Annotated in this window: 18 protein-coding genes; 14 read left to right on the plus strand and 4 right to left on the minus strand. The window is 61.4% G+C overall.

The genetic code is table 11. From position 1 onward, the window contains the following. The first annotated feature begins 16 nt into the window (after window positions 1-16). The 4 genes from PYH37_RS02820 to PYH37_RS02835 all read left to right on the plus strand — a co-directional run bounded on the left by PYH37_RS02820 (window position 17) and on the right by PYH37_RS02835 (window position 1,903). On the plus strand, window positions 17-190 hold the full coding sequence (locus tag PYH37_RS02820) for a nucleotidyl cyclase domain-containing protein (RefSeq protein ID WP_280731922.1): 174 nt from the start codon (window positions 17-19) through the stop codon (window positions 188-190). Continuing rightward, complete coding sequence (locus tag PYH37_RS02825; protein ID WP_280731923.1) at window positions 187-366, plus strand: hypothetical protein; 180 nt, start codon at window positions 187-189, stop codon at window positions 364-366. Before PYH37_RS02820 ends, PYH37_RS02825 begins: the two co-directional genes overlap by 4 nt. 1 nt (window position 367) lies before the next feature. Continuing rightward, the gene (locus PYH37_RS02830; RefSeq protein ID WP_280731924.1) at window positions 368-805 is read left to right on the plus strand and encodes a hypothetical protein; all 438 of its coding nucleotides are present in this window, start codon (window positions 368-370) and stop codon (window positions 803-805) included. A gap of 237 nt (window positions 806-1,042) precedes the next feature. Then, on the plus strand, window positions 1,043-1,903 hold the full coding sequence (locus PYH37_RS02835; RefSeq protein WP_280736694.1) for an oxygenase MpaB family protein: 861 nt from the start codon (window positions 1,043-1,045) through the stop codon (window positions 1,901-1,903). A gap of 663 nt (window positions 1,904-2,566) precedes the next feature. Here the strand turns inward: PYH37_RS02835 and PYH37_RS02840 are convergent. Next, window positions 2,567-3,340: a DUF1194 domain-containing protein gene (locus PYH37_RS02840; protein ID WP_280732509.1), complete on the minus strand. Its 774-nt coding sequence runs from the start codon at window positions 3,338-3,340 to the stop codon at window positions 2,567-2,569. An 819-nt stretch (window positions 3,341-4,159) separates the two neighbouring features. On the opposite strand from PYH37_RS02840, the gene PYH37_RS02845 reads away from it, so the two are divergent. Then, a complete protein-coding gene (locus PYH37_RS02845) occupies window positions 4,160-4,321 on the plus strand; it encodes a hypothetical protein (RefSeq protein ID WP_280731926.1) in 162 nt (53 codons plus the stop codon). A gap of 601 nt (window positions 4,322-4,922) precedes the next feature. Then, window positions 4,923-5,927: a Fic family protein gene (locus PYH37_RS02850; RefSeq protein ID WP_342394635.1), complete on the plus strand. Its 1,005-nt coding sequence runs from the start codon at window positions 4,923-4,925 to the stop codon at window positions 5,925-5,927. Here PYH37_RS02850 and PYH37_RS02855 read toward each other — a convergent pair. Beyond that, window positions 5,878-6,831, minus strand: coding sequence for an IS481 family transposase (locus tag PYH37_RS02855; RefSeq protein WP_280731927.1), 954 nt, complete (start codon window positions 6,829-6,831; stop codon window positions 5,878-5,880). The genes PYH37_RS02850 and PYH37_RS02855 overlap by 50 nt on opposite strands. Before the next feature lie 369 nt (window positions 6,832-7,200). Between PYH37_RS02855 and PYH37_RS02860 the strand changes: the two genes are divergently transcribed. Continuing rightward, window positions 7,201-7,851, plus strand: a complete 651-nt coding sequence (locus tag PYH37_RS02860; protein WP_280731928.1) for a glutathione S-transferase family protein — start codon at window positions 7,201-7,203, stop codon at window positions 7,849-7,851. Between the two features lie 164 nt (window positions 7,852-8,015). On the opposite strand, the gene PYH37_RS02865 is transcribed toward PYH37_RS02860, so the two are convergent. Next, window positions 8,016-8,453, minus strand: a complete 438-nt coding sequence (locus PYH37_RS02865; protein WP_280731929.1) for a TA system VapC family ribonuclease toxin — start codon at window positions 8,451-8,453, stop codon at window positions 8,016-8,018. Continuing rightward, the gene (locus PYH37_RS02870; RefSeq protein WP_280731930.1) at window positions 8,450-8,677 is read right to left on the minus strand and encodes a CopG family transcriptional regulator; all 228 of its coding nucleotides are present in this window, start codon (window positions 8,675-8,677) and stop codon (window positions 8,450-8,452) included. Before PYH37_RS02870 ends, PYH37_RS02865 begins: the two co-directional genes overlap by 4 nt. A gap of 585 nt (window positions 8,678-9,262) precedes the next feature. Here PYH37_RS02870 and PYH37_RS02875 point away from each other — a divergent pair. From PYH37_RS02875 to PYH37_RS02905, 7 genes are all read left to right on the plus strand, one after another. After that, on the plus strand, window positions 9,263-9,892 hold the full coding sequence (locus PYH37_RS02875) for a response regulator transcription factor (protein WP_280731931.1): 630 nt from the start codon (window positions 9,263-9,265) through the stop codon (window positions 9,890-9,892). A gap of 178 nt (window positions 9,893-10,070) precedes the next feature. Beyond that, window positions 10,071-11,261, plus strand: a complete 1,191-nt coding sequence (locus PYH37_RS02880; RefSeq protein WP_280731932.1) for an aminotransferase class V-fold PLP-dependent enzyme — start codon at window positions 10,071-10,073, stop codon at window positions 11,259-11,261. A 22-nt stretch (window positions 11,262-11,283) separates the two neighbouring features. Continuing rightward, window positions 11,284-12,228 (plus strand): HpcH/HpaI aldolase/citrate lyase family protein, encoded by a 945-nt coding sequence (locus tag PYH37_RS02885; RefSeq protein WP_280731933.1) that lies wholly within the window; start codon window positions 11,284-11,286, stop codon window positions 12,226-12,228. A gap of 12 nt (window positions 12,229-12,240) precedes the next feature. After that, entirely contained in the window at window positions 12,241-13,425 is a 1,185-nt protein-coding gene (locus tag PYH37_RS02890; RefSeq protein ID WP_280731935.1) for a malate--CoA ligase subunit beta, read from the plus strand. Between the two features lie 11 nt (window positions 13,426-13,436). Continuing rightward, window positions 13,437-14,336 (plus strand): succinate--CoA ligase subunit alpha, encoded by a 900-nt coding sequence (gene sucD, locus PYH37_RS02895; RefSeq protein ID WP_280731936.1) that lies wholly within the window; start codon window positions 13,437-13,439, stop codon window positions 14,334-14,336. Window positions 14,337-14,584: 248 nt separating this feature from the next. After that, entirely contained in the window at window positions 14,585-16,177 is a 1,593-nt protein-coding gene (locus PYH37_RS02900) for a BCCT family transporter (protein WP_280731937.1), read from the plus strand. A 237-nt stretch (window positions 16,178-16,414) separates the two neighbouring features. Further along, window positions 16,415-19,393: an NAD(P)-dependent oxidoreductase gene (locus PYH37_RS02905; RefSeq protein ID WP_280731938.1), complete on the plus strand. Its 2,979-nt coding sequence runs from the start codon at window positions 16,415-16,417 to the stop codon at window positions 19,391-19,393. The last annotated feature ends 105 nt before the right edge of the window (window positions 19,394-19,498 follow it).

The following is a 19,498-nucleotide window of genomic DNA, read 5'->3' on the forward strand; positions in this document are numbered from 1 at the left end:
TGGGCGAGATCGCCGTATGGGTGGACATCTTGCGAAGCTGATGGGCGACGGGGTGCTGGTCTATTTCGGTTGGCCCCGTGCGGACGAGGATGACGCCGAGCGGGCCGTGCAGGCGGGTCTGACGATCGTTCAGGTCGTCAGGCAGCTTTCCACTCCGTTCGGAGAGCCGCTCCGAAGGAAGCAACAATGAAGAACAATCACATTGTCGCCGGCGTGATTTTGGTCGCAATGGCATTCACTGCTCTGGCACAGAACAGCTCAGGTTCGTCATTCGGTACCGGCTCGACATCCAGTACAACACCTGAAACTGGTGCAACCGGCTCGACATCCACTGCAGCACCTGGAACTGGTGCACCCCGGCACTGACATGATGCAGATGACGGAAGCGGAGAAGAGCACGACATCGAAATGGACCCGCCCCATCGGCGAGGCACTGTTCTCCGACACGTCGATGTCCAGGTTGCGCAGCCGGAATGAAATTCGAGCCACCTGGTCGAAGCTGACGGCAGAGCAACAGAACCAAGTCAAGCATGACTGCAATACAATGGAAACCGCCTCGGCCGGAGCGGGCAGTGGCACAACCATCACCGGGACGACGGGAAGCGGCACATCTACTAATACGATGGCCAGCACAGACGGCACATCTACAGACACGACGACCGGCAGTTCGGCTTCTGCGACGACCTCTGGCGAAACGACAGGAAGCACTATGGCTGGATCGACGGGCGGAACAGCCGGTACATCGGATAGCGGCGGCAGCACGATGACGATCGCGCAGCTCCGCAGCATGGTCAAATCAATGTAGGTTTTGATCAATATCGAGTGCCGCGGGGGCCTATCTGCACTCCCGCGGCGCCGGAAAACGGCTCATAGGCGTTGGGTCACTTGTGTCGGTGGCCAATTCGGGATCCCTTTTATGAAAGGACCTGATTTTAGTGGAGGCGGCATCAGGTGTCGCCCTATGCAAGTGAGAACAAGGCCGCTAGCGACTAGGCTGCTGTCTCCGGTTGGGCGTTATCTTGATCGGACGGCAGTGCGTCTGATGTTCCCGCCTGGCAGTCGCGGCTTCGATTTTTCGCGGCCACTCGGCGAGCCTGCACTGCTTTCACATGACTCCGTCTCCTGGCGAATTTATAAGAATCCGGTATCGCTCTTCATTGGCGGGGTAGCCGCGGTGATCCTGGAATTGGCTGAGCCAGCGGTACGGACGGGTGTCTGGGAGCATAGCACTTTCAGAAAAGAGCCGCTAAAACGCCTGCAGCATACGGGCTTGGCGGCAATGATGACCGTCTATGGACCGCGGAGTACAGCCGAAGAAATGATCGCCGGTGTTGTCCGGCGTCATAACAACATTTCCGGGGTCACTCCGCACGGCGAACGCTACAGTGCGAGTGACAGTCGTCTGTTGGCCTGGGTGCAGGCCACCGCAATCTTCGGGTTTGCGAACGCCTACAGCCGGTACGTGTCGTGCCTAAGCGACCGCGACATTTCGCAAGTCTTCGCGGAGGGAATCCATGCTGCTCGGCTCCATGGGACGGTGAACGCTCCGGTGTCTCTGACAGAGTGGGTTCGACTCCTCGATTCAATGAGGGATCGCCTTGAGCCTTCTCCCATCATATTCGAGTTCATCGATATCATGGAAAATTCGGAGCTCTTGCCTCGACCTTTCCGGGCCTTTCAGGGGGCGATGGTGCGCGGTGCCATTGAGGTAGTCCCGGCCTGGGTTCGTGAGCGCGTCGGCCTGACTGAGAAATTCGGTCACCGCTTGGCTGAGCACAGTTTCTTGCGCTGCGTTGGCGCGCTTGCGGACAGGACTGTGCTGCCGTCCACCCCGCCGGTACAGGCCTCTCGCCGATTGGGCTTGCCGCCGGACTATCTCTATAGGAGCTCGAAACTCTGGTGAGGTTGGTGACTGGCCATCGCCGGTTCGCGTTATCGTCCGCCCGTGTCGTCCCCGCGCGCGAATCTTCCGACAGCTCATTCGGCGCCGACCACAAAGCCACATTTTCACGCGTTTACCTCCGGATTCCGTGGCACCTGGAGCAAAAAACCCGTCGCAAGGGGTTAGTTCCGATGCCCTGATCGCAGCCGTTCGATGTGAGAAGGCCAAGTGCTTCGGAATCAGGCCCAACGGTATCGTTCGCCGCAGTGTCAGGAGACGGAGGAAGCTATGATCTAGTTCTGATCGGAAGCACTGCGAAGAGGCAGATTCGTCTGCACTTTTAGTCGCCATTAAATGCGCTGTAGCGACCGAAGCCGACTTCGATGCCGCCAATCGTCGTTATCGACCCCTCGGCGAACACATTGTGATCGAGGGCGTGCGGCTGAAACGTTTCTCAAGATGAACTCGTAGAAAGAACTGCCGCCGAGATCGCTGGATAGCGTCTGTTATCGTAAGGATTGGAGCGCCATGATGGAGAAAGCAGCGTCCTCCGGGGGACTGCGGACACTGCAACGGGGCATGGGTGTTAGGTGCGCTCTTATATGTTGAGCGGTGCGTGCTAAATTCGATGAGTTTAGATCTCCGGAGGGAATGCCAAGCGGGTCCCCTATCGCTCAGGCTCGGCTAGCGATCCAAGAAGCCCGGCCTCAGTTTTTCGCCAATCATGCAGTCTGCGGCAGGCTGGTCCGCCGCGAGGCGAAGACTCGAGGCTCGAGAAAGGCCGCTCACCTCCAGAATCAATTTCTGACGGATAGCAACCGCAAAGTCTTCTGGCTCATGCACGGCAAGCACGAAGGAGCCCGGACCGCCCATGACGCAATCAGCGTAATATTGGTCGAGGGGGCCGACAGATGCCGACGGCCGTATCAGAATCGCAAGTCCGTTGATGACGATGCCGCGGGCCAGGGCGGCATCGCGTGCGGGCGTGACCGGCTGTCCCGTGTTGTTCGGTCCGTCGCCGGAAATATCAAGAACCCGGCGCACCCCGGAGAATTCATTCGAGTCAATAAACGATGTACCGAAAAGGATCGCATTGGAGATGGAGGTCCAGGGCCGTGTCCCGATAGGTCGAGCTTCGAGCTTGGCCGCGAAGGCTTCGGCGTCCGCGGCGTCGGCAATCACCTGCCAAGCCATTACGGATGCTTGATTCACCAGCCCCGCCCATTCGAAATAGCCGATGGCAATGCGCCCAAGATAACCTCCTTCGACGGCGCTGATGAAGTCCGGGTGTCTGAGCGCCTCCAGATAGCCGGAGCGCTGCACACGGGCCTCCTCCATGTCTATCGAGCCGGACATGTCGACGGCCAGCACGAGTTCCAGATCTACCTCTTCGGTTGCTGCTGTCGCTTGAACCGGGATTCCACTGAACACCAGGATTAATGCCAGCACTTTGAACACCGCCTCGGCCCCCACCAAGTTTCCAGATGAGATGCGCAGATGGGCAGGCTGCAGGAAATCACGGCCATCCCAGGAACGATATCTTAGCGGCTCACATTGCCATCGCAAAGCGACGACCGGCCTGGCGCTTTGACAAGCCGCAGTCCCGCAGAATGGCTTTGCCATCTACGCTCCTGATGAAACCTGCCATTGACCTATGGCGCGCCGGTCTCACTGCAGGCCGGACACCGCGGAATCCCACGGGCGCGGGTCTACGGAACCGGTCCTGAGAGAGTCATAGCCAGCCACCTTTTTTGAACCGGTGGAAAGGAGAGGTGTCGCTTGGCACTTAACCGTAAGAATGCAGCAGTTCATGCAGGCGGTAGCACTTAATTGGAGAATCTCAGCGCGTCGGTTCTCAGCACCAGGCACACGGCAGTCCGTTTTGAATCGCATAGACGCTTCCGGCATGCGTCGCGATCCATCAAAGAACGGCCGCTTTGGATCAGGCTGCGCCATAGCAGTTCGCCGCGGAACGACCGAAACGGTTCGCTTCCAGCCGCTGACCGGGCGCTACTGGCTAGCCGATTGGCTAACTCTGCTGGCTAGCCTGCTTCTAAGCTATTGACTCTGAAAGTATATGGCGGCCCGGAGGGCCAACGCAAGGCACTGCTGTATAAGGGAATTTTTAGAGCCCTTCCTCTTTTGTTCCTAGGGTTTCTAATTGTGTTCTGGCCTCTAATTCTCTCGCAATTCAAAAGAAAATACCCCCGGGGGGCCCGCTCTACACGGGGGGCTCAGCACGGGCACATCACGCGCTCGCACGAGGGAGCCTAAACCATGTCCAGCGATATCATCCTAATCGTTGTCTTTTGGGCCGGTGTCATCGTGGCTTGCGCTTATGCGGGATACTGGTGCGCTCGAAGGGGCGACAAGGTCGGGCAATGGGTTTGCGTGTTTATGGCGGTCGCCGGCTTGCTCGGTCTGGTCGCGTCGCTCTAATAGATGTCGCCGATGCATACGAGATTGCTCTTGTGTTTTGGGGCGCTTCGATATTGTTGAGCCTATGGGGCGCTTATCGGCTCAAGGCTACGAGCGATAGGTGGGCGTGGTGTTTTGCCTGTTCATCGCCTTCGTCGCCATTATCGCACTGGTTCGCGAGAGGTAGCAGCCTAGATCGTCCTTAAAGGCGGACAATCGGCAATACCTGCCGCGCTGCTGGGAGGGTCTATAGGGTGGGCGGAGTTGCCGCTCACATGTCGCATAATGTATCAACGGGAACCGCTACATGGTTGTTGGCCCGCGCGCGGGGGTTCTCAGCGCCGTGGAGATCGAAATTCAGTTTGAGGTGGATACCCCTTTTGCGGTGAACATGGTCACTATTCTCCGCGAAAGATGCGGAGAATTCACCTGCGGGTGCGGAGATTAATAGCCATATTCACCGCAAAGGACGCGGAGAATATTGAGCCATATTCACAATCTGAACGGCTGGCCGAGATTTGGCTGGAGATGCGCGGTTAGCGGCGGTCCGACATCAGCAAGGGCGCCTACTCGGGCGGATGGAAGCGCTGGGCTTTGCTTTTCGCGCTGAGCAGTTCTGTACATGCTGACTGAAGACGTTGTGAAGTCCAGTGAGATCGAGGGCGAGTTTCTCGACAAGGAGCAGGTCCGCTCCTCCATTGCCCGCCGGCTCGGCCTCGACATTGGTGCGCTCGCTCCTGCCGACCGCCATGTCGAGGGCGTCGTTGAGATGATGCTGGATGCCACCCAGAACTATGAGGCTCCGCTTTCCGATGAGCGGCTGTTTGCTTGGCATGCCGCGCTGTTTCCGACCGGCCGCAGCGGTATGACCAAAATCATTGTGGGTGCTTGGCGCGATGAAAGTTCTGGTCCAATGCAGGTGGCCTCTGGGCCGGTGGGACGAGAGAGGGTCCATTTCGAGGCGCCTGCAGCCGAACGACTTCCAGGAGAGATGGCTGCATTTCTTTCTTGGTCCAACGGGCAAGCGTCGCACGACCCGGTGCTGAAAGCGGCGATTGCGCATTTGTGGTTTGTCACCATACATCCTTTTGAGGATGGCAATGGCCGCATTGCGCGCGCTATTGCCGATATGGCGCTCGCCAGGTCGGAAGGCACCTCGCAGCGCTTCTACAGTATGTCCGCGCAGATTCGGCAGGAGAGGAGGGACTACTACACCATCCTTGAGACGACACAGAAGGGCGATCTCGATATCACCGGCTGGCTTCTGTGGTTTCTCGGCTGCCTCAATCGTGCCTTTGACGCTACCGAAGAAATTCTCGCCAATGTGCTCCGCAAGGCGCGCTTCTGGGAAGCGCACGCCGGCCAGCCGCTTAGTGAGCGCCAGCGCAAGGTCGTCAATCGACTTCTCGAGGGCATTGAGGGCAAATTGACGTCGTCCAAGTGGGCCAAGCTAACGCGGACCTCACCGGACACCGCCCCGCGCGACATCAATGACCTCGTGGCACGCGGAATTCTCATTCGGGAAGCAAGCGGAGGGCGGAGTACCAGCTACTCTCTGGCTGATGTCGAAGAGATTACTAGCTGTGGAGCCTCAACAGGTTGTTCCCGGTCAGACCGAGTCGGCTGATGGGTGGTTTTGAGCCGATACTGCCATGCGGTCTATGCCAATTGTAGCGGTGAAGCCATCGCGGCAGTTCGGCGGTGCGTTCGTCTGAGGTGTTGTAGGCGCGAGCATAGGCCCATTCGCGCAAGCTTGTCTGAATGAAGCGCTCGGCTTTCCCGTTGGTCCTGGGAGTATAGGGCTTGGTGAAGATCTGGCGCAGGCCGAGACGCTTGCAGGCTGCCCGGAAAGTCTTTGACCGGTAGCAGGAACCGTTGTCGGTCATCACGCGCTGCACTTTGACGCCGAGACTGGCGTAATAAGCAACGGCGGCCTCAAGGAAGGCGACAGCGCTGTTCTTGCGCTGATCGGGCATAACTTGGACGAAAGCGACGCGCGAGGCATCGTCGATGCAGACATGGACGCACTCCCAGCCGATGCCGGTGTGACGGTTGATCATGCCAGTTTGTCGTCCGGTGATGCGGTGTCCGACAGAGCCGATCCGGCCGAGCTTCTTGATATCAAGATGGATGAGTTCGCCGGGATGCTCCCGTTCATAGCGGCGCACGGGCTCCGGCTCCAACGCGCTCAGCTTATTCAAGCCCAACCGGCGCAGAATACGGCTCACCGTCGCTGGCGAGACGCCGGCCTCAGCGGCGATCTGTTTGCCCGTCCAGCGCTGGCGGCGCAGCCGTTCGATCGTTTCGATTATCGCCGCAGGCGTCGGCCGGCGCAGTCGATGGGGCCGGGAGGAGCGATCATGCAATCCTGTCAATCCTTCGCGGCGATATCGGTCTATCCACTTCCGAATGGTCCGCAGGCAGACGCCTGCGGCTTTGGCCACGGCCTCCGGCGTCTGCCCGCTCTCGACCTGCCCTACAATTCGCTCTCGACCGCGCGGCGTCAGCCGCGCATTCTTGTGGATGTTCATCCGGTCCTCCGAGAATCACTGAAGCTTCGACAACCTCAGCTTTCCCGGTCTGGGCCGGATGGACAACCTACTGAAAGCTCACAACTAGCTAACCTTCGGTGTCGATCAAGGAGCCGCTGGTTCGATTCCGCTCAAGGCGAGGGACAAACATCCGACACCATGGACGGCGCTCCCAGCCTCCCGACCGTTGGGTGGTTCTCTGCTGTCTGTCTCGCCGATCGGAAGGAGCAGGTCGCGGACGCTCAACAGCAGCAAGGGCGCATCCTTTGAGCTGTATTTGAACTGACCGCGAAAATTATCTCGAGCATGGGGTGTCGGAATCTCGTTTAGCCAGTCGTCTTCAAGACAGACAAGCTATGGAGAACAACAATGACTATCACTATTACCGCCTTTGAACGGTCGCCCGACCGCGGCAAGGGCCTGGCGCGTGACATGCGCGTTCGCTGGGCGCTCGAAGAAGTGGGACAGCCTTACGACGTTCGTCTTCTTTCGTTCAAAGCGATGAAGGAACCCGCGCATCTCGCGCTTCAACCTTTCGGGCAGATTCCGACCTATGAAGAAGGCGATCTCGCCCTGTTCGAGTCGGGGGCGATCGTGTTCCATATCGCGGAGCGCCATGCGGGCCTGCTGCCAGACGATGCGAACGCCCGGGCGCGCGCGATCACATGGATGTTTGCCGCGCTTGACACGGTGGAGCCGCCGATCTTCGACCGCACCCTCGCCAGGATCTTCGAGCGCGACGAGCCTTGGTACGAGCAGCGCCTCCGTTTCCTCGAGGACAGCATCCGGAAACGGTTGGGCGGCCTTTCCAGTCGCCTTGGCGATGCCGATTGGCTCGATGGTGTGTTCAGCGCCGGTGACCTGCTGATGGTGTCGGTGCTGCGCAGGTTGCAAGGCTCGGGCATACTGGACGAATATCCGAACCTCTCCGCCTATGTCGCCCGCGGCGAGGCGCGGCCCGCATATAAGCGTGCTTTCGACGCTCAATTGGCGGTTTTCACCGCCGCCTCGACCGGCTGACAAAGGTCCGCTCTGGGCTCAATCGAGCCATTCATCGCGTCGAACGCCAATGACAGCAAGGGGTCGAGGGCAGCCGTTCTTCACGAGCCTCACGCGCGGCTCATCGCTAGGTTCCCGTTCCGTGCTAAGAAGATCGCATAATGTATCAACGGGAATTCGCGAGCCTATTTGCTGGTGATCAGGCGCAAGGCAGCATTGCCCCTTGTGACCGCCGCTGCTGACAGCTTGCGATCGAATGTCGCCAACTGGCCCCCATGCGCCTTCGCGAGTGCAAGCAGATAGGTGTCCGTTACCTGCCCCGAAGTTAGGATTTTCGTGGCAGCGATATCACCTGACCCGACGAGGCTCACATCGTCCGGCCAAAAACAGTGACCGGGTAGCGACCGCAATTTGCCAACGATCTCCATCACGAGTGACGGTGAGCCGGGAGAGTTGGGATACTTGGCGTTGCCCACGATCCGGATGACACCATTTTCAGTAATGGGGCAGGTAGCCCACGCGGTCTGGCCGATCGATGCGAACCAATCGTGCGCGTCATCATGGGCTACATGGCCCGGATCGATTAAGGCGATCAGCACATTGACGTCGAGCAGGAAAGTCACGGCAGTTCGTCACGCAAGGCGTTGACGATCTCGAGAGTCACTGGCGGCGCGTCCGGCCGAGGTGACAGAAGAGGAATTCCATTGCGCTCGCCGCCGCTGCGAGGCCGGCGCAGAGAACGCCTCGCCAGTTCGGAAATGACCTCGCCGACACTACGGTGCTGCTGGGCTGCCATCGCTTTGGCGGCGATCAGGACATCGTCATCGATCGCCAGTGTCGTTCTCATATCCGCCTCATCGCGCATCAAGCATCAAGCATCAAGCATCAAGCATCACGCATCACGCATCATATAAAGTATGCCGTCGGGTTTCTCAAGGCGGATAAAGGCATTCCTATCCGGAGGAATGCCCCGTTGAGACGAAAAGCGTTGGAGGCAATGAGGAGCGGGCCTTCCCGCTTTGAGCGCTTTTCACCCGCAGCACGCGTTTTAATTATGAGGAGCGATCAGCGCGCGGGGGACTCTCTTCGGTGAGGCAGGAGGCCTCGCGTTGGAGCTTCTTGCGCGCAAGCTTGCACGTGCGGCGATAGTCCCGCAACACCGACACGCCTCCGCCCGCCAACGTTGCAGCCAGAGCCGCTGTCGCGTGCATTGGCCTGAAGGAACCAGCAACACTGATGCAGAATCCGAACACCGTCCTTGCCTCGGTCCTTTTTGCCCGTAAGCACCGCTTTTGGCCCTTCACCCATTACTCTCAGAAGACGTTTTAGGACACGTTTCGTCGCTCGACGGTGAAAGGTGCGCGACATCTGATGGTAGTGTGCAGGCCATCGCTGATGGGTGCATGTCACGGTATAAGACGCAGGGAGGCACATGTCGCAGGAGGGTGGAGGCCGAGTTTTGGTCGCGGAGCGCAACCCTTTGGTGATTGCCGCTCTTCGCGGACTTTTTTCCGACAATGCCAGATTTTTCATCGTTGATACGGCTCGGACATCGGCCGAACTTTGCGAGAAGCTTGCCTCCGTTGAGACGGACTGCGTGCTGCTCAGTTGGCAGCTCGACGATGCCGAGGCGCCCGAGGTGCTCGCCGATCTCGGCCGGCTCGGATTCGACCCCCGGATCGTTCTCTTCGCCGACACCAGCAATCCTTCGGTCGTCAACGAGACGATCCGGCTTGGTGTCAATGGTCTCTGCTATCAGTTCGAAGATCCTGAAATCCTGTTCGCGACGCTCACCGCGGTAATGCAGGGTCGGATCTGCATTCCCTACACGGTGCTTTCGAAAATCTCGCACACGCCGTTTCAACAGCTCACCTCTCGGGAAAGTGAGCTGCTCGGCATGCTGGCCAATGGTTGGACCAATATTCAAATCGCCGCGCGAACAGGCATTTCCGAGAATACCGTGAAGTACCACCTCAAGAATCTTTATGACAAGCTCGAGGTGCGCAACCGCGCCATGGCGGTCGCCCTTTATGCCAAGGAGCGCCGGCGCAATCCGGAGTGACTACCTGTGGGTAGTCTTTTCCCTACCCATTCCCTCCAAGTGACCACCCGTCAGGGCCGCTCCTGCGCTGCCCGTCGGGCATTCTTTTCTGCCTGAGTGAGTGTTGTGCGGACATGGCCCGGAAGGCAGCTTTGGTGCCGAGGAAACGTCGTCCGCGGACGCAGCCATTGGAGGAACGATGTCAGGCTACAATCATCTCTTCATTCCCGGCCCCACCAACATTCCCGAACAGGTTCGTCAGGCGATGAATCTGCCGATGGAAGACATGCGCTCCCCTCGATATCCCTTGTTGACATTGCCGCTCTTCGCCGACGTCAAGAAGGTCTTCAAGAACCACGACGGCCGCGTCTTCATCTATCCTTCATCGGGCACCGGCGCCTGGGAAGCGGCGATGACCAACGTGCTCTCGCCCGGCGATCGGGTGCTGATGAGCCGCTTCGGCCAGTTCTCGCATCTCTGGGTCGATATGGCCGAGCGCCTCGGCTTCGAGGTCGATTGCATCGACGGGGAATGGGGCACGGGCGTGCCGGTCGAGCTCTATGCCGAGCGCCTCGCCGCCGACGAGGCGCACAGGATCAAGGCTGTCTTCGTGACGCACAACGAAACCGCGACCGGCGTCACCTCGGACGTAGCCGCGGTCAGGGTTGCGCTCGACGCCTGCGACCACCCGGCGCTGCTCTTCGTCGATGGCGTCTCCTCGATCGGCTCGATCGATTTCCGCCAGGATGAATGGGGCGTCGATTGCGCCGTTTCCGGTTCGCAGAAGGGCTTCATGCTGCCCGCCGGCCTCGGCTTCCTCTCGGTCAGCGAGAAGGCGCTCAAAGCCGCCAAGACTGCGCGTCATATGCGCTGTTATTTCTCGTTTGAAGACATGATCAAGACCAACGACGCGGGCTATTTCCCCTATACTCCGCCGACGCAGCTGTTGCGGGGCTTGCGCGCCTCTCTCGACCTGATCTTCGAGGAAGGCCTCGAAAATATCTTCTCACGCCACCACCACCTTGCCAACGGCGTGCGTGCCGCTGTCTCCGCCTGGGGTCTCAAGCTCTGCGCGACCCAGCCGAAATGGCATTCCGACACGGTGTCCGCGATCCGGTTGCCGGAAGGGATCGATGGTGCCGAGGTCATCCGTCACGCGTACCGCACCTACAACACCTCGCTCGGCAGCGGGCTCAGCAAGGTGGCGGGCAAGGTCTTCCGCATCGGCCATCTCGGCTCACTGAACGAGGTCATGGTTCTGGGTGCGCTTTCAGCCGCCGAACTCACGCTGCTCGATTGCGGTGTGAAGATCGAGCCGGGCTCGGGCGTCGGCGCGGCGATCAAGCAGTTCCGCTCCGCCACCAGCACGTCGACCGCCAAGGCAGCCTGAAGGAACCGGAAGGGAGCAATCTATGAGCCACACGATAAACCATCTCCGCCGGCTGCGCCTGCAGCGCAGCGAACTCGCCGTCCCGGGCTCTAACCCCGAGATGATCGAGAAGGCCGCCAATTCCGACGCCGACTACATCTTTCTCGACATCGAGGATGCCGTGGCGCCGCCGGAAAAGGAGCGCGCCCGAGCCAATATCGTCGCAGCGCTCAACCAGATCGACTGGCGCGGCCGCGGCAAGACGATCTCGGTTCGAATCAACGGTCTCGACACCCACTACATGTATCGTGACGTCGTCGACCTTATGGAGCAGGCCGGCGACCGGATCGACACGCTGCTCGTGCCGAAGGTCGGCGTGCCGGCTGACCTCTATATGGTCGAGGCAATGGTCAACCAGATCGAGATCGCCAGGGGTTATAAGACACGCGTCGGCCTCGAGGCGCTGATCGAGACCGCGTTCGGCATGGCCAATGTCGAAGCCATCGCGTCCTTCGGCGGCAAGCTCGAGGCACTGCATTTCGGCGTCGCCGACTATGCCGCGAGCCTGAAGGCCCGCACCGTCAATATCGGCGGCCTCAACCCTGACTATCCCGGTGACCAGTGGCACTTCGGCCTGTCGCGGATGACGGTTGCCTGCCGAGCCTATGGTCTGCGCGCCATCGACGGCCCCTTCGGAGATTTCTCCGATCCCGACGGCTACAAGGCGGCTGCGCGTCGTGCCGCGGCCCTCGGCATCGAAGGCAAGTGGGCGATCCATCCGAGCCAGATCGCGTTGGCCAACGATATCTTCTCTCCGCCGGAAAAGGAGGTCGACCGCGCCCGCCGCATCATCGATGCGCTGAAGCTCGCCGAGGGCCAAGGCAAGGGCGCGGCCTCGCTCGACGGCAAGATGATCGACGCCGCCTCGGAACGCATGGCGCGCAACGTGCTCGCAACCCATGAAGCAATCACCGCGGGCCGCCGCTGAAGGGAGGATCCTATGGACATTCACGAATATCAGACGAAGGAGCTCCTCTCGCGCTACCAGATCCATATCCCGCGCGGCGGCCTCGCCTATAGTCCCGAGCAGGCGGCTTATCGTGCCAGGGAGATCGGCGGCGACCGATGGGTGGTGAAGGCACAGGTTCATTCCGGCGCGCGCGGCAAGGCGGGCGGTATCAAGCTCTGCTCGTCCGACCACGAGATCGTCGAGGCCGCCGACTCCATGCTCGGCCGCACGCTTGTGACGCACCAGACCGGGCCGCAGGGAAAACTGGTCAGCCGCCTCTATGTTGAGGAGGCGATGGATATCGCGCGCGAGATCTATATCGGCTTCGTGCTCGACCGCAAATCCGAGCGCATCATGATCGTCGCCTCGTCTTCAGGCGGCATGGAGATCGAGGAGATCGCCGAGGCCGAGCCGGACTCGATCATCCGCGCGACCGTCGATCCCGGCGTCGGCATGCAGGACTTCCAGGCCCGCGAGATCGCGTTCGGGCTCGGCATCGACAATGCCCTGATCGGCCGCGCCACGCAGACGCTGCTCGGCTGCTACCGCGCCTTCGTCGACTATGACGCCGCGATGCTGGAGATCAATCCGCTCGTCGTGACCCGCCGCGGCGATCTCGTGGCGCTCGATGCCAAGATGAGCTTCGACGAGAACGCGCTCTTCCGCCGGCCGCATATCTCCGAGATGCGCGACAAGAGCCAAGAGGATCCGCGCGAAACCTACGCGTCCGACCGTGGGCTTTCCTATGTCGGCCTCGACGGCAATATCGGCTGCATTATCAACGGTGCCGGCCTCGCCATGGCGACCATGGACATGATCAAGATCGCCGGCGGCGAGCCCGCGAATTTCCTCGACATCGGCGGCGGCGCGTCGCCCGATCGCGTGGCGAAATCGTTCCGCGCCGTGCTGCACGACAGACAAGTCGAGACGATCCTCGTCAACATCTTCGCCGGCATCAATCGCTGCGACTGGGTGGCGGAAGGCGTGATCAAGGCATTGCGCGAAGTCGGCGTGCCGGTTCCGCTCGTCGTCCGGCTCTCCGGCACCAACATGGATGAGGGCCGGCGCATCCTCGCCGAATCCGGCGAGAACATCATCATCGCGGAAACGCTGGCCGAAGCTGCCGAGAAGGCAGTCGCCGCATGGCGTGCGTTCACTGCCGGCAAGGCAGCTTAAGGAGGCGAGACATGTCCATTCTGCTCGACAAGAACACCCGCGTCATCGTCCAGGGCTTCACCGGCAAGATCGGCAGCTTCCATGCCGAGGACATGCAGCGCTATGGCACCAATGTGGTCGGCGGCGTCACCCCGGGCAAGGGCGGCCAGACTCATCTCGGCATGCCGGTCTTCAATACGGTGAAGGGCGCCGTGCAGGAAACCGGTGCGGATGCCTCGATCGTCTTCGTGCCGCCGCCGTTTGCGGCCGACTCGATCATGGAAGCGGCCGACGCCGGCATCCGGCTCTGTGTCTGCATCACCGACGGCATCCCGTCCCAGGACATGATCAGAGTCAAGCGATACATGCGGCGCTACCGCTTCGAGGATCGGATGACCCTGATCGGGCCGAACTGCGCGGGAATGATCACGCCTGGCGAGGCGCTGATGGGCATCATGCCGGGCTCGATCTACCTGCCCGGCCGCATCGGCATCGTCGGCCGCTCGGGCACGCTCGGATACGAGGCCGCGAGCCAGATGAAGGCGCTCAGCATCGGCGTCTCCACCTCGGTCGGCATCGGCGGCGACCCGGTCAACGGTTCGTCCTTCAAGGACATGCTGGAGTTGTTCGAGAAAGATCCGGGCACGGACGCGGTGCTGATGATCGGCGAGATCGGCGGCCCGCAGGAGGCGGAAGCCGCTCTCTGGGCGCGCGACAACATGAGGAAGCCGCTGATCGCCTATATCGCCGGCCTTTCAGCCCCGAAAGGCCGCCGCATGGGCCATGCCGGCGCGATCATCTCGGCTTTCGGGGAATCGGCACAGGAGAAGGTCGAAATCCTCAAGGGTGCCGGGGTCACGATCGTGCCGACCCCCTCGTCCTTCGGCGAGACGGTGTCGGACGTGCTGTCGGCCATGACGAAGGCGGCCTGAAGCGAAAATCCCCGCGTGTTGGTGACTCGGCGCTGGCCGGGAGTAGTAGAGCGCGTGCCGACCGCGCGCTTCGACGGCGGCGATCGCCGGCGCCGGGCTCGACGTCTATGAGGAGGAGCCATCGGTCCCCGCTGGACTGACGGATCTCGAAAACGTCGTGCTTCTGACGCGTCCCGAGCCGGATCGTATGAGTGGCCAGGCGGCTGGTATCAGGGGCGGCCTGGAGGTTAAATAGGAGGAGCAAAAAAATGGAGCCATCACGACCTAGTCAGATCGATCCGGCCGTATTCTGGCCGGCCATGTTCATCATCCTGGGATTCGTCGGCTGGGGGACGGTATTCCCTGAAAGCCTATCCTCGATCTCCAAGGTGGCACTCGACGCCATCATCGACGACTTCGGCTGGGGTTTCGTCGTCTCCTCGGCCAGTTTCCTGGTCTTCGCCCTCTTCCTCGCCGTGAGCCGCTTCGGCAAGATACGGCTCGGACAGGACGACGAGCGACCGGAATTCCGCACCGCCTCTTGGATCTGCATGATGTTCAGCGTCGGCATGGGCATTGGATTGATGTTCTGGGGTGTTGCCGAGCCGATATACCACTTCGCCGGTCCGCCCCACGGGCAGGCCGAACCGAGAACTCTTGAGGCAGCCCTCTTGGCAATGAAGTATTCCTATTTCCACTGGGCGCTTCACCCTTGGGCGATCTATGCGGTGGTTGGTCTTGCGATCGCCTATTTCACCTTCCGCAAGGGAAAGCCGAACCTGATTTCCGCTGCCTTCACGCCGATCCTCGGCGAGGCCACAAGCGGGCCGATCGGCAAGGCGATCGACGTGCTTGCGCTTATCGCGACACTGTTCGGAACCGCTACCTCGCTTGGCTTGGGCGCCCAGCAGATCAATAGCGGCATGAACTTCCTTTGGGGAACCGGCCAGTCCAACGGGATCGCGCTGACGATCATCGGCGTCATGACGGTGCTGTTCATACTCTCGGCGGTGTCAGGTGTGGGCAAGGGGATCCAGTTCCTCTCCAACATGAACATGATCATCGCGATGGTGCTGCTGGTCTTCCTGGTGTGCATCGGACCGACAATCTTCATCTTCAACACCTTTACCGAATCGCTGGGCTTCTATCTGAGCGACCTGGTGTCCATGTCATTGCGCACGGCGGCCTTCAGCGACGGCAAATGGCTCGGCAGCTGGACCATCTTCTATTGGGCTTGGTGGATATCCTGGGCGCCCTTCGTCGGCGTGTTCATCGCGCGCATCTCGCGCGGTCGCACGATCAAGGAGTTCGTGATCGGCGTGCTCCTGATCCCGAGCGGCGTTACTTTCATCTGGTTCACGATCCTGGGCGGCACCGCACTCCATTCCGAACTCTTCGGTGCCGGCGGGATCGTCGATGCGGTCAACAACCAGGGCGCGGCGGTCTCGCTCTTTGCCCTTCTGGCGCAGTATCCCTTCGCCTGGCTGACATCGTTGATCGCCATCTTTTTGGTCGCGATCTTCTTCATCTCGGGCGCGGATGCAGGCGCGGTCGTGATGGGAATGCTTTCATCACGCGGGGCACTGGAGCCAAAGCCTGGTATTGTCGTCCTTTGGGGCGTGCTTGCCGGAGCCTCGGCCGCGGTGCTTCTGGTCATGGGCGGGCTCCAAGGCCTCCAGACCGCGTCGATCATCGCGGCCGCACCGTTCCTGCTCGTGATGGTCGGGCTTTGCATTTCGCTATGGCATGCCCTTCTCGATGAGCTCGAAGAAGGAAGCGGGCGTCGGCCGGTGACGGCCTCCGCTACGCCGGAAACGGGAAATGTCGAAGCTTCGGCGCTTGTGCCTGAAGCAGCGTCGTGATCTGAGATCGCTCGACTGCACGGCCGGTCGACGGGACCGGCCGTGCAGAAATGGTCTCCAACTCGCCGCGGCGTGATCTGAGCTAGAGGCCCAAATGAGCGAGCGGCAGCAATCTCTCATTACAGGCGAACCCACGACGCATTCCGCGTGCTGTTCGGCGCATATGAGGTCTCCTTTCTGGCGTGTTCGATCCACTATCCCCCGCATCCTCACGCCTCGAAAAAAGATAGGCAGATCATGATGAATATCGCGCAGATGCAGGAACAGCGACTGAAGGCACTCGAACTGACCAGCGATGGCGCGCCGAGGCTGCCGTCCAATCCGTTCTTCGGCGTTGGCCCGATCACCGATGCGACCACCGACGAAGTGGACAGCCGCCTGCGGCGCCTCGCCTTCGACGACTGGATCGAGAAGACCTATCGCAAGTTCGACGACAGGGGCAACGACATCGGCGGCTTCACCACCGCCGAGATTTCCCGCAGCATGCACCGCGGCTATCCGGCAGACAGGATCCTGACCGACATGATGCGGGCGATCCATCGCTATTTCGGCTTTCCGAAGACGAACCGCATGGCAGTGGGGCTCGGCGGTGGCCACAGCGGCTTCACGGTCTGCGTCCAGCACCTGATGAACGCCAACGACGCCTCCCAACGCGTCTATGTTGATACGCCGCCGCCAGAGAGCGGTCCGTCCAAGTCCGCCGGCTTCTTCCGCCAGTCCTGGGCCACCCAGCTGATCGAGATGCAGCGCTTCGCCGAAAAGGGCTGCGAGAGCCGCATCCATTTCGCCGTCTCCGAAGGGGTGATCCCGACGGCAGAAGAGCTCTCCGCCCTCGGCGTCTCGATCTTCGTCGGTGTCGGCCATGAGACGACCGGGGCAAATGCCTATACCAGCCGTGAGATCCGCGAACTTTTGAGCTGGATAGACGGCGATCCGGCAAACCGCCATGCGGTGTTCGATGCCACCTCTATGCTCGGAGCGATGCCGTGGGAGCCCGAACTGGTCGAAGCCGTGATGGCGAAGTGCTGCCTGTTCATGCCGTTCCAGAAGGCGATCGGCGGGGTTTCGGGCTATTTTGTCGCCTCCTTCACGCCGCATGCCCTGGCCCTGATCGAGAAGAACCAGCAAGATCCTGCCTGGGCGATCCCGCGCCAGCTGAAGATCGCGCCGCCGATCGATCCCAAGCAGCCGCTGTCGGCCAAGCGCTCCGTCGATGCCGGGCCATTCTACGATGCTGCCGAAGACCGCATGCTCGGCGGCGTCATCAACACCTACAGCGCGCTCGCCTTTGCCGAGACCACCTTCGGCCTCCTACAGTCGAAGGCTCGGGTCGGCTCTGTCGTCGAGCTCAACCGCCGTTCTGCCGCCAATCGCAAGGTGATCGACGAGTGGGTCAAGTCGCATCCGCTTCTGTCGCTGACCGTCACCGATGCCGAGCGGCGCGGCGCGGCGGTGACGCTCCTGAAGGTCGAAGACGACGGCATCACCGATCCCGACATCCACGCCCGCATCATCGCCCGTTCGAAGCAACTGCTCGGCTATGAGGGCATTACCCATCCGAACGGCGAATACGAGCCCGGTCTCGACGCGGCCCGCTACGTCAATGCCTTCCCGGGCACGCCCGGCGACTACCGCGCCTGGGTCGGCGGCATCCGCGAGCCGGAAGATGTCGTCGCGCTGCTGGAGAACCTGCAACACGCCTATCTGCGCGCCAAGATCGTCGTTCTCGAAGAAGAGCTGGCGAAGAACGGCGTCACTTTCGAGGCCCGGGCCAGGGCCGGCGGGGCAGTCCGCAAGGACGATCCGGCGCGCGCCTATACCGTGCTGATTGCCGACCTGGTCGGCCTGCGTTTCGGCAGCGACGGCCAGCCGGATCACAGCGAGATCAAGGCCTATATCGAGGAAAAGGGCGGCGTCTTCCATCTCGGGCCGCTCGGCGACCGGTCGGCGCTCGAGAAGCACCGTATCCACTTTTTCTACCAGCCAAACCTGAGCACCGAGGCGGAGATCCTGCCGCAGACCGATAAGGGTCAGTACGACGCGCTGATCGCGGCGGCGACCTTCATCCCGAAGAACTCCGTCTTCCCGCTCGGCGGCGTGCGCATCGGCGCGGGCACCGGCAACATGGGCTCGGCCTCCTGGGGCGGCGGCAACGGCGAGGGCGGCATCGCGCCGCTGATGAACACGCCGGGCATCAACAGCCGGGCGACCGCCCAAATGGCGATGAAGGCGATCCTGAGGGTCGTTCCCGACCTGCCGGTCGACAGGCTGCACCGGATGGTCGCCGATGGCGACTTCGACACCGGCCGTCAGCTCAAGGATTTTCCGACCGCCAAGCTCGAGGGCCGGAGGATCGCCATTCTCGGCTACGGCAATATCGGCCGCGAAGTCGCCAAGCTTGCCAAGGCCTTCGGCATGACGGTGGCGATCTACGCTCGCGAGCATCACAAGCGCTGGATCGAGGCGGAAGGCTTCGAATATGCGACAAGTCCGGTTGCAGCGGCGACCGGCGCCGACGTGCTCTCCGTCCATATCGGTCTCGGCCGGCTGGACGCGGCGACCGGGGTCTATTCCAACGCCGGAACCGTCGATGCGAAGGTGCTCGGCGCGATGAACGACCGCGCCGTGCTGGTCAACTACGACCGGGGCGAGGTCGTCGATGCCGCCGCGCTCGATGAGGCGCTGTCGTCCGGCAAGATCGCGCACGCGGCGATCGACGCCGACCTTTTCAAGGACGCCGCGACCGGCAAGCTCAGCGGACCCATGCTTCCCTACCTGCCGCTTGAAGAGCGCCATAAGGGCAGGCTGGAGCTGTTGCCGCATGCGGCCGCCGACACCGATCATCCCTCGCGGGTGGCCGGCGCGAAGCAGGCGGTCGACCAGATCTTCGACGTCATCCGTTTCAAATCGGTCACCAATCTCAAGGGCGACCTGCCGGCGGGTTACATGTTAGTCGGCAGCCGCACGCCCACGGGCATCGGCCGGGTGACGAAGCGGGCGGTCAGTGAGGTCGGCGGCAAGGCGGAGCTCCTGGAGGAGCTGCGTCAGACCTCGGAAAAGGTCGCGGCGATTTTGGGTGCGCTCTCCGCCATTTCCGATCCGGATCATCGCGCCCGGATCGTCGATCGCTATACCGGCCTGCTGGTCGAAAGTGCCGACCGGCAGCGGGCGATGCTCGACAAACTCGGCCTCTACGGAGCGGCGGAGGAGGCGTGAAACTTGTTGCCGCCCGACGAGCGCCGTCCGTTCTTGACCTCGCTTTTTGAAGCCGCGGTCGTTGCAGCCAATCCAGCAAAGGCGATCGCCGCCAATCCGCCGCCG

Source organism: Sinorhizobium numidicum (assembly GCF_029892045.1).
In the GTDB taxonomy this organism is placed as follows: domain Bacteria; phylum Pseudomonadota; class Alphaproteobacteria; order Rhizobiales; family Rhizobiaceae; genus Sinorhizobium; species Sinorhizobium numidicum.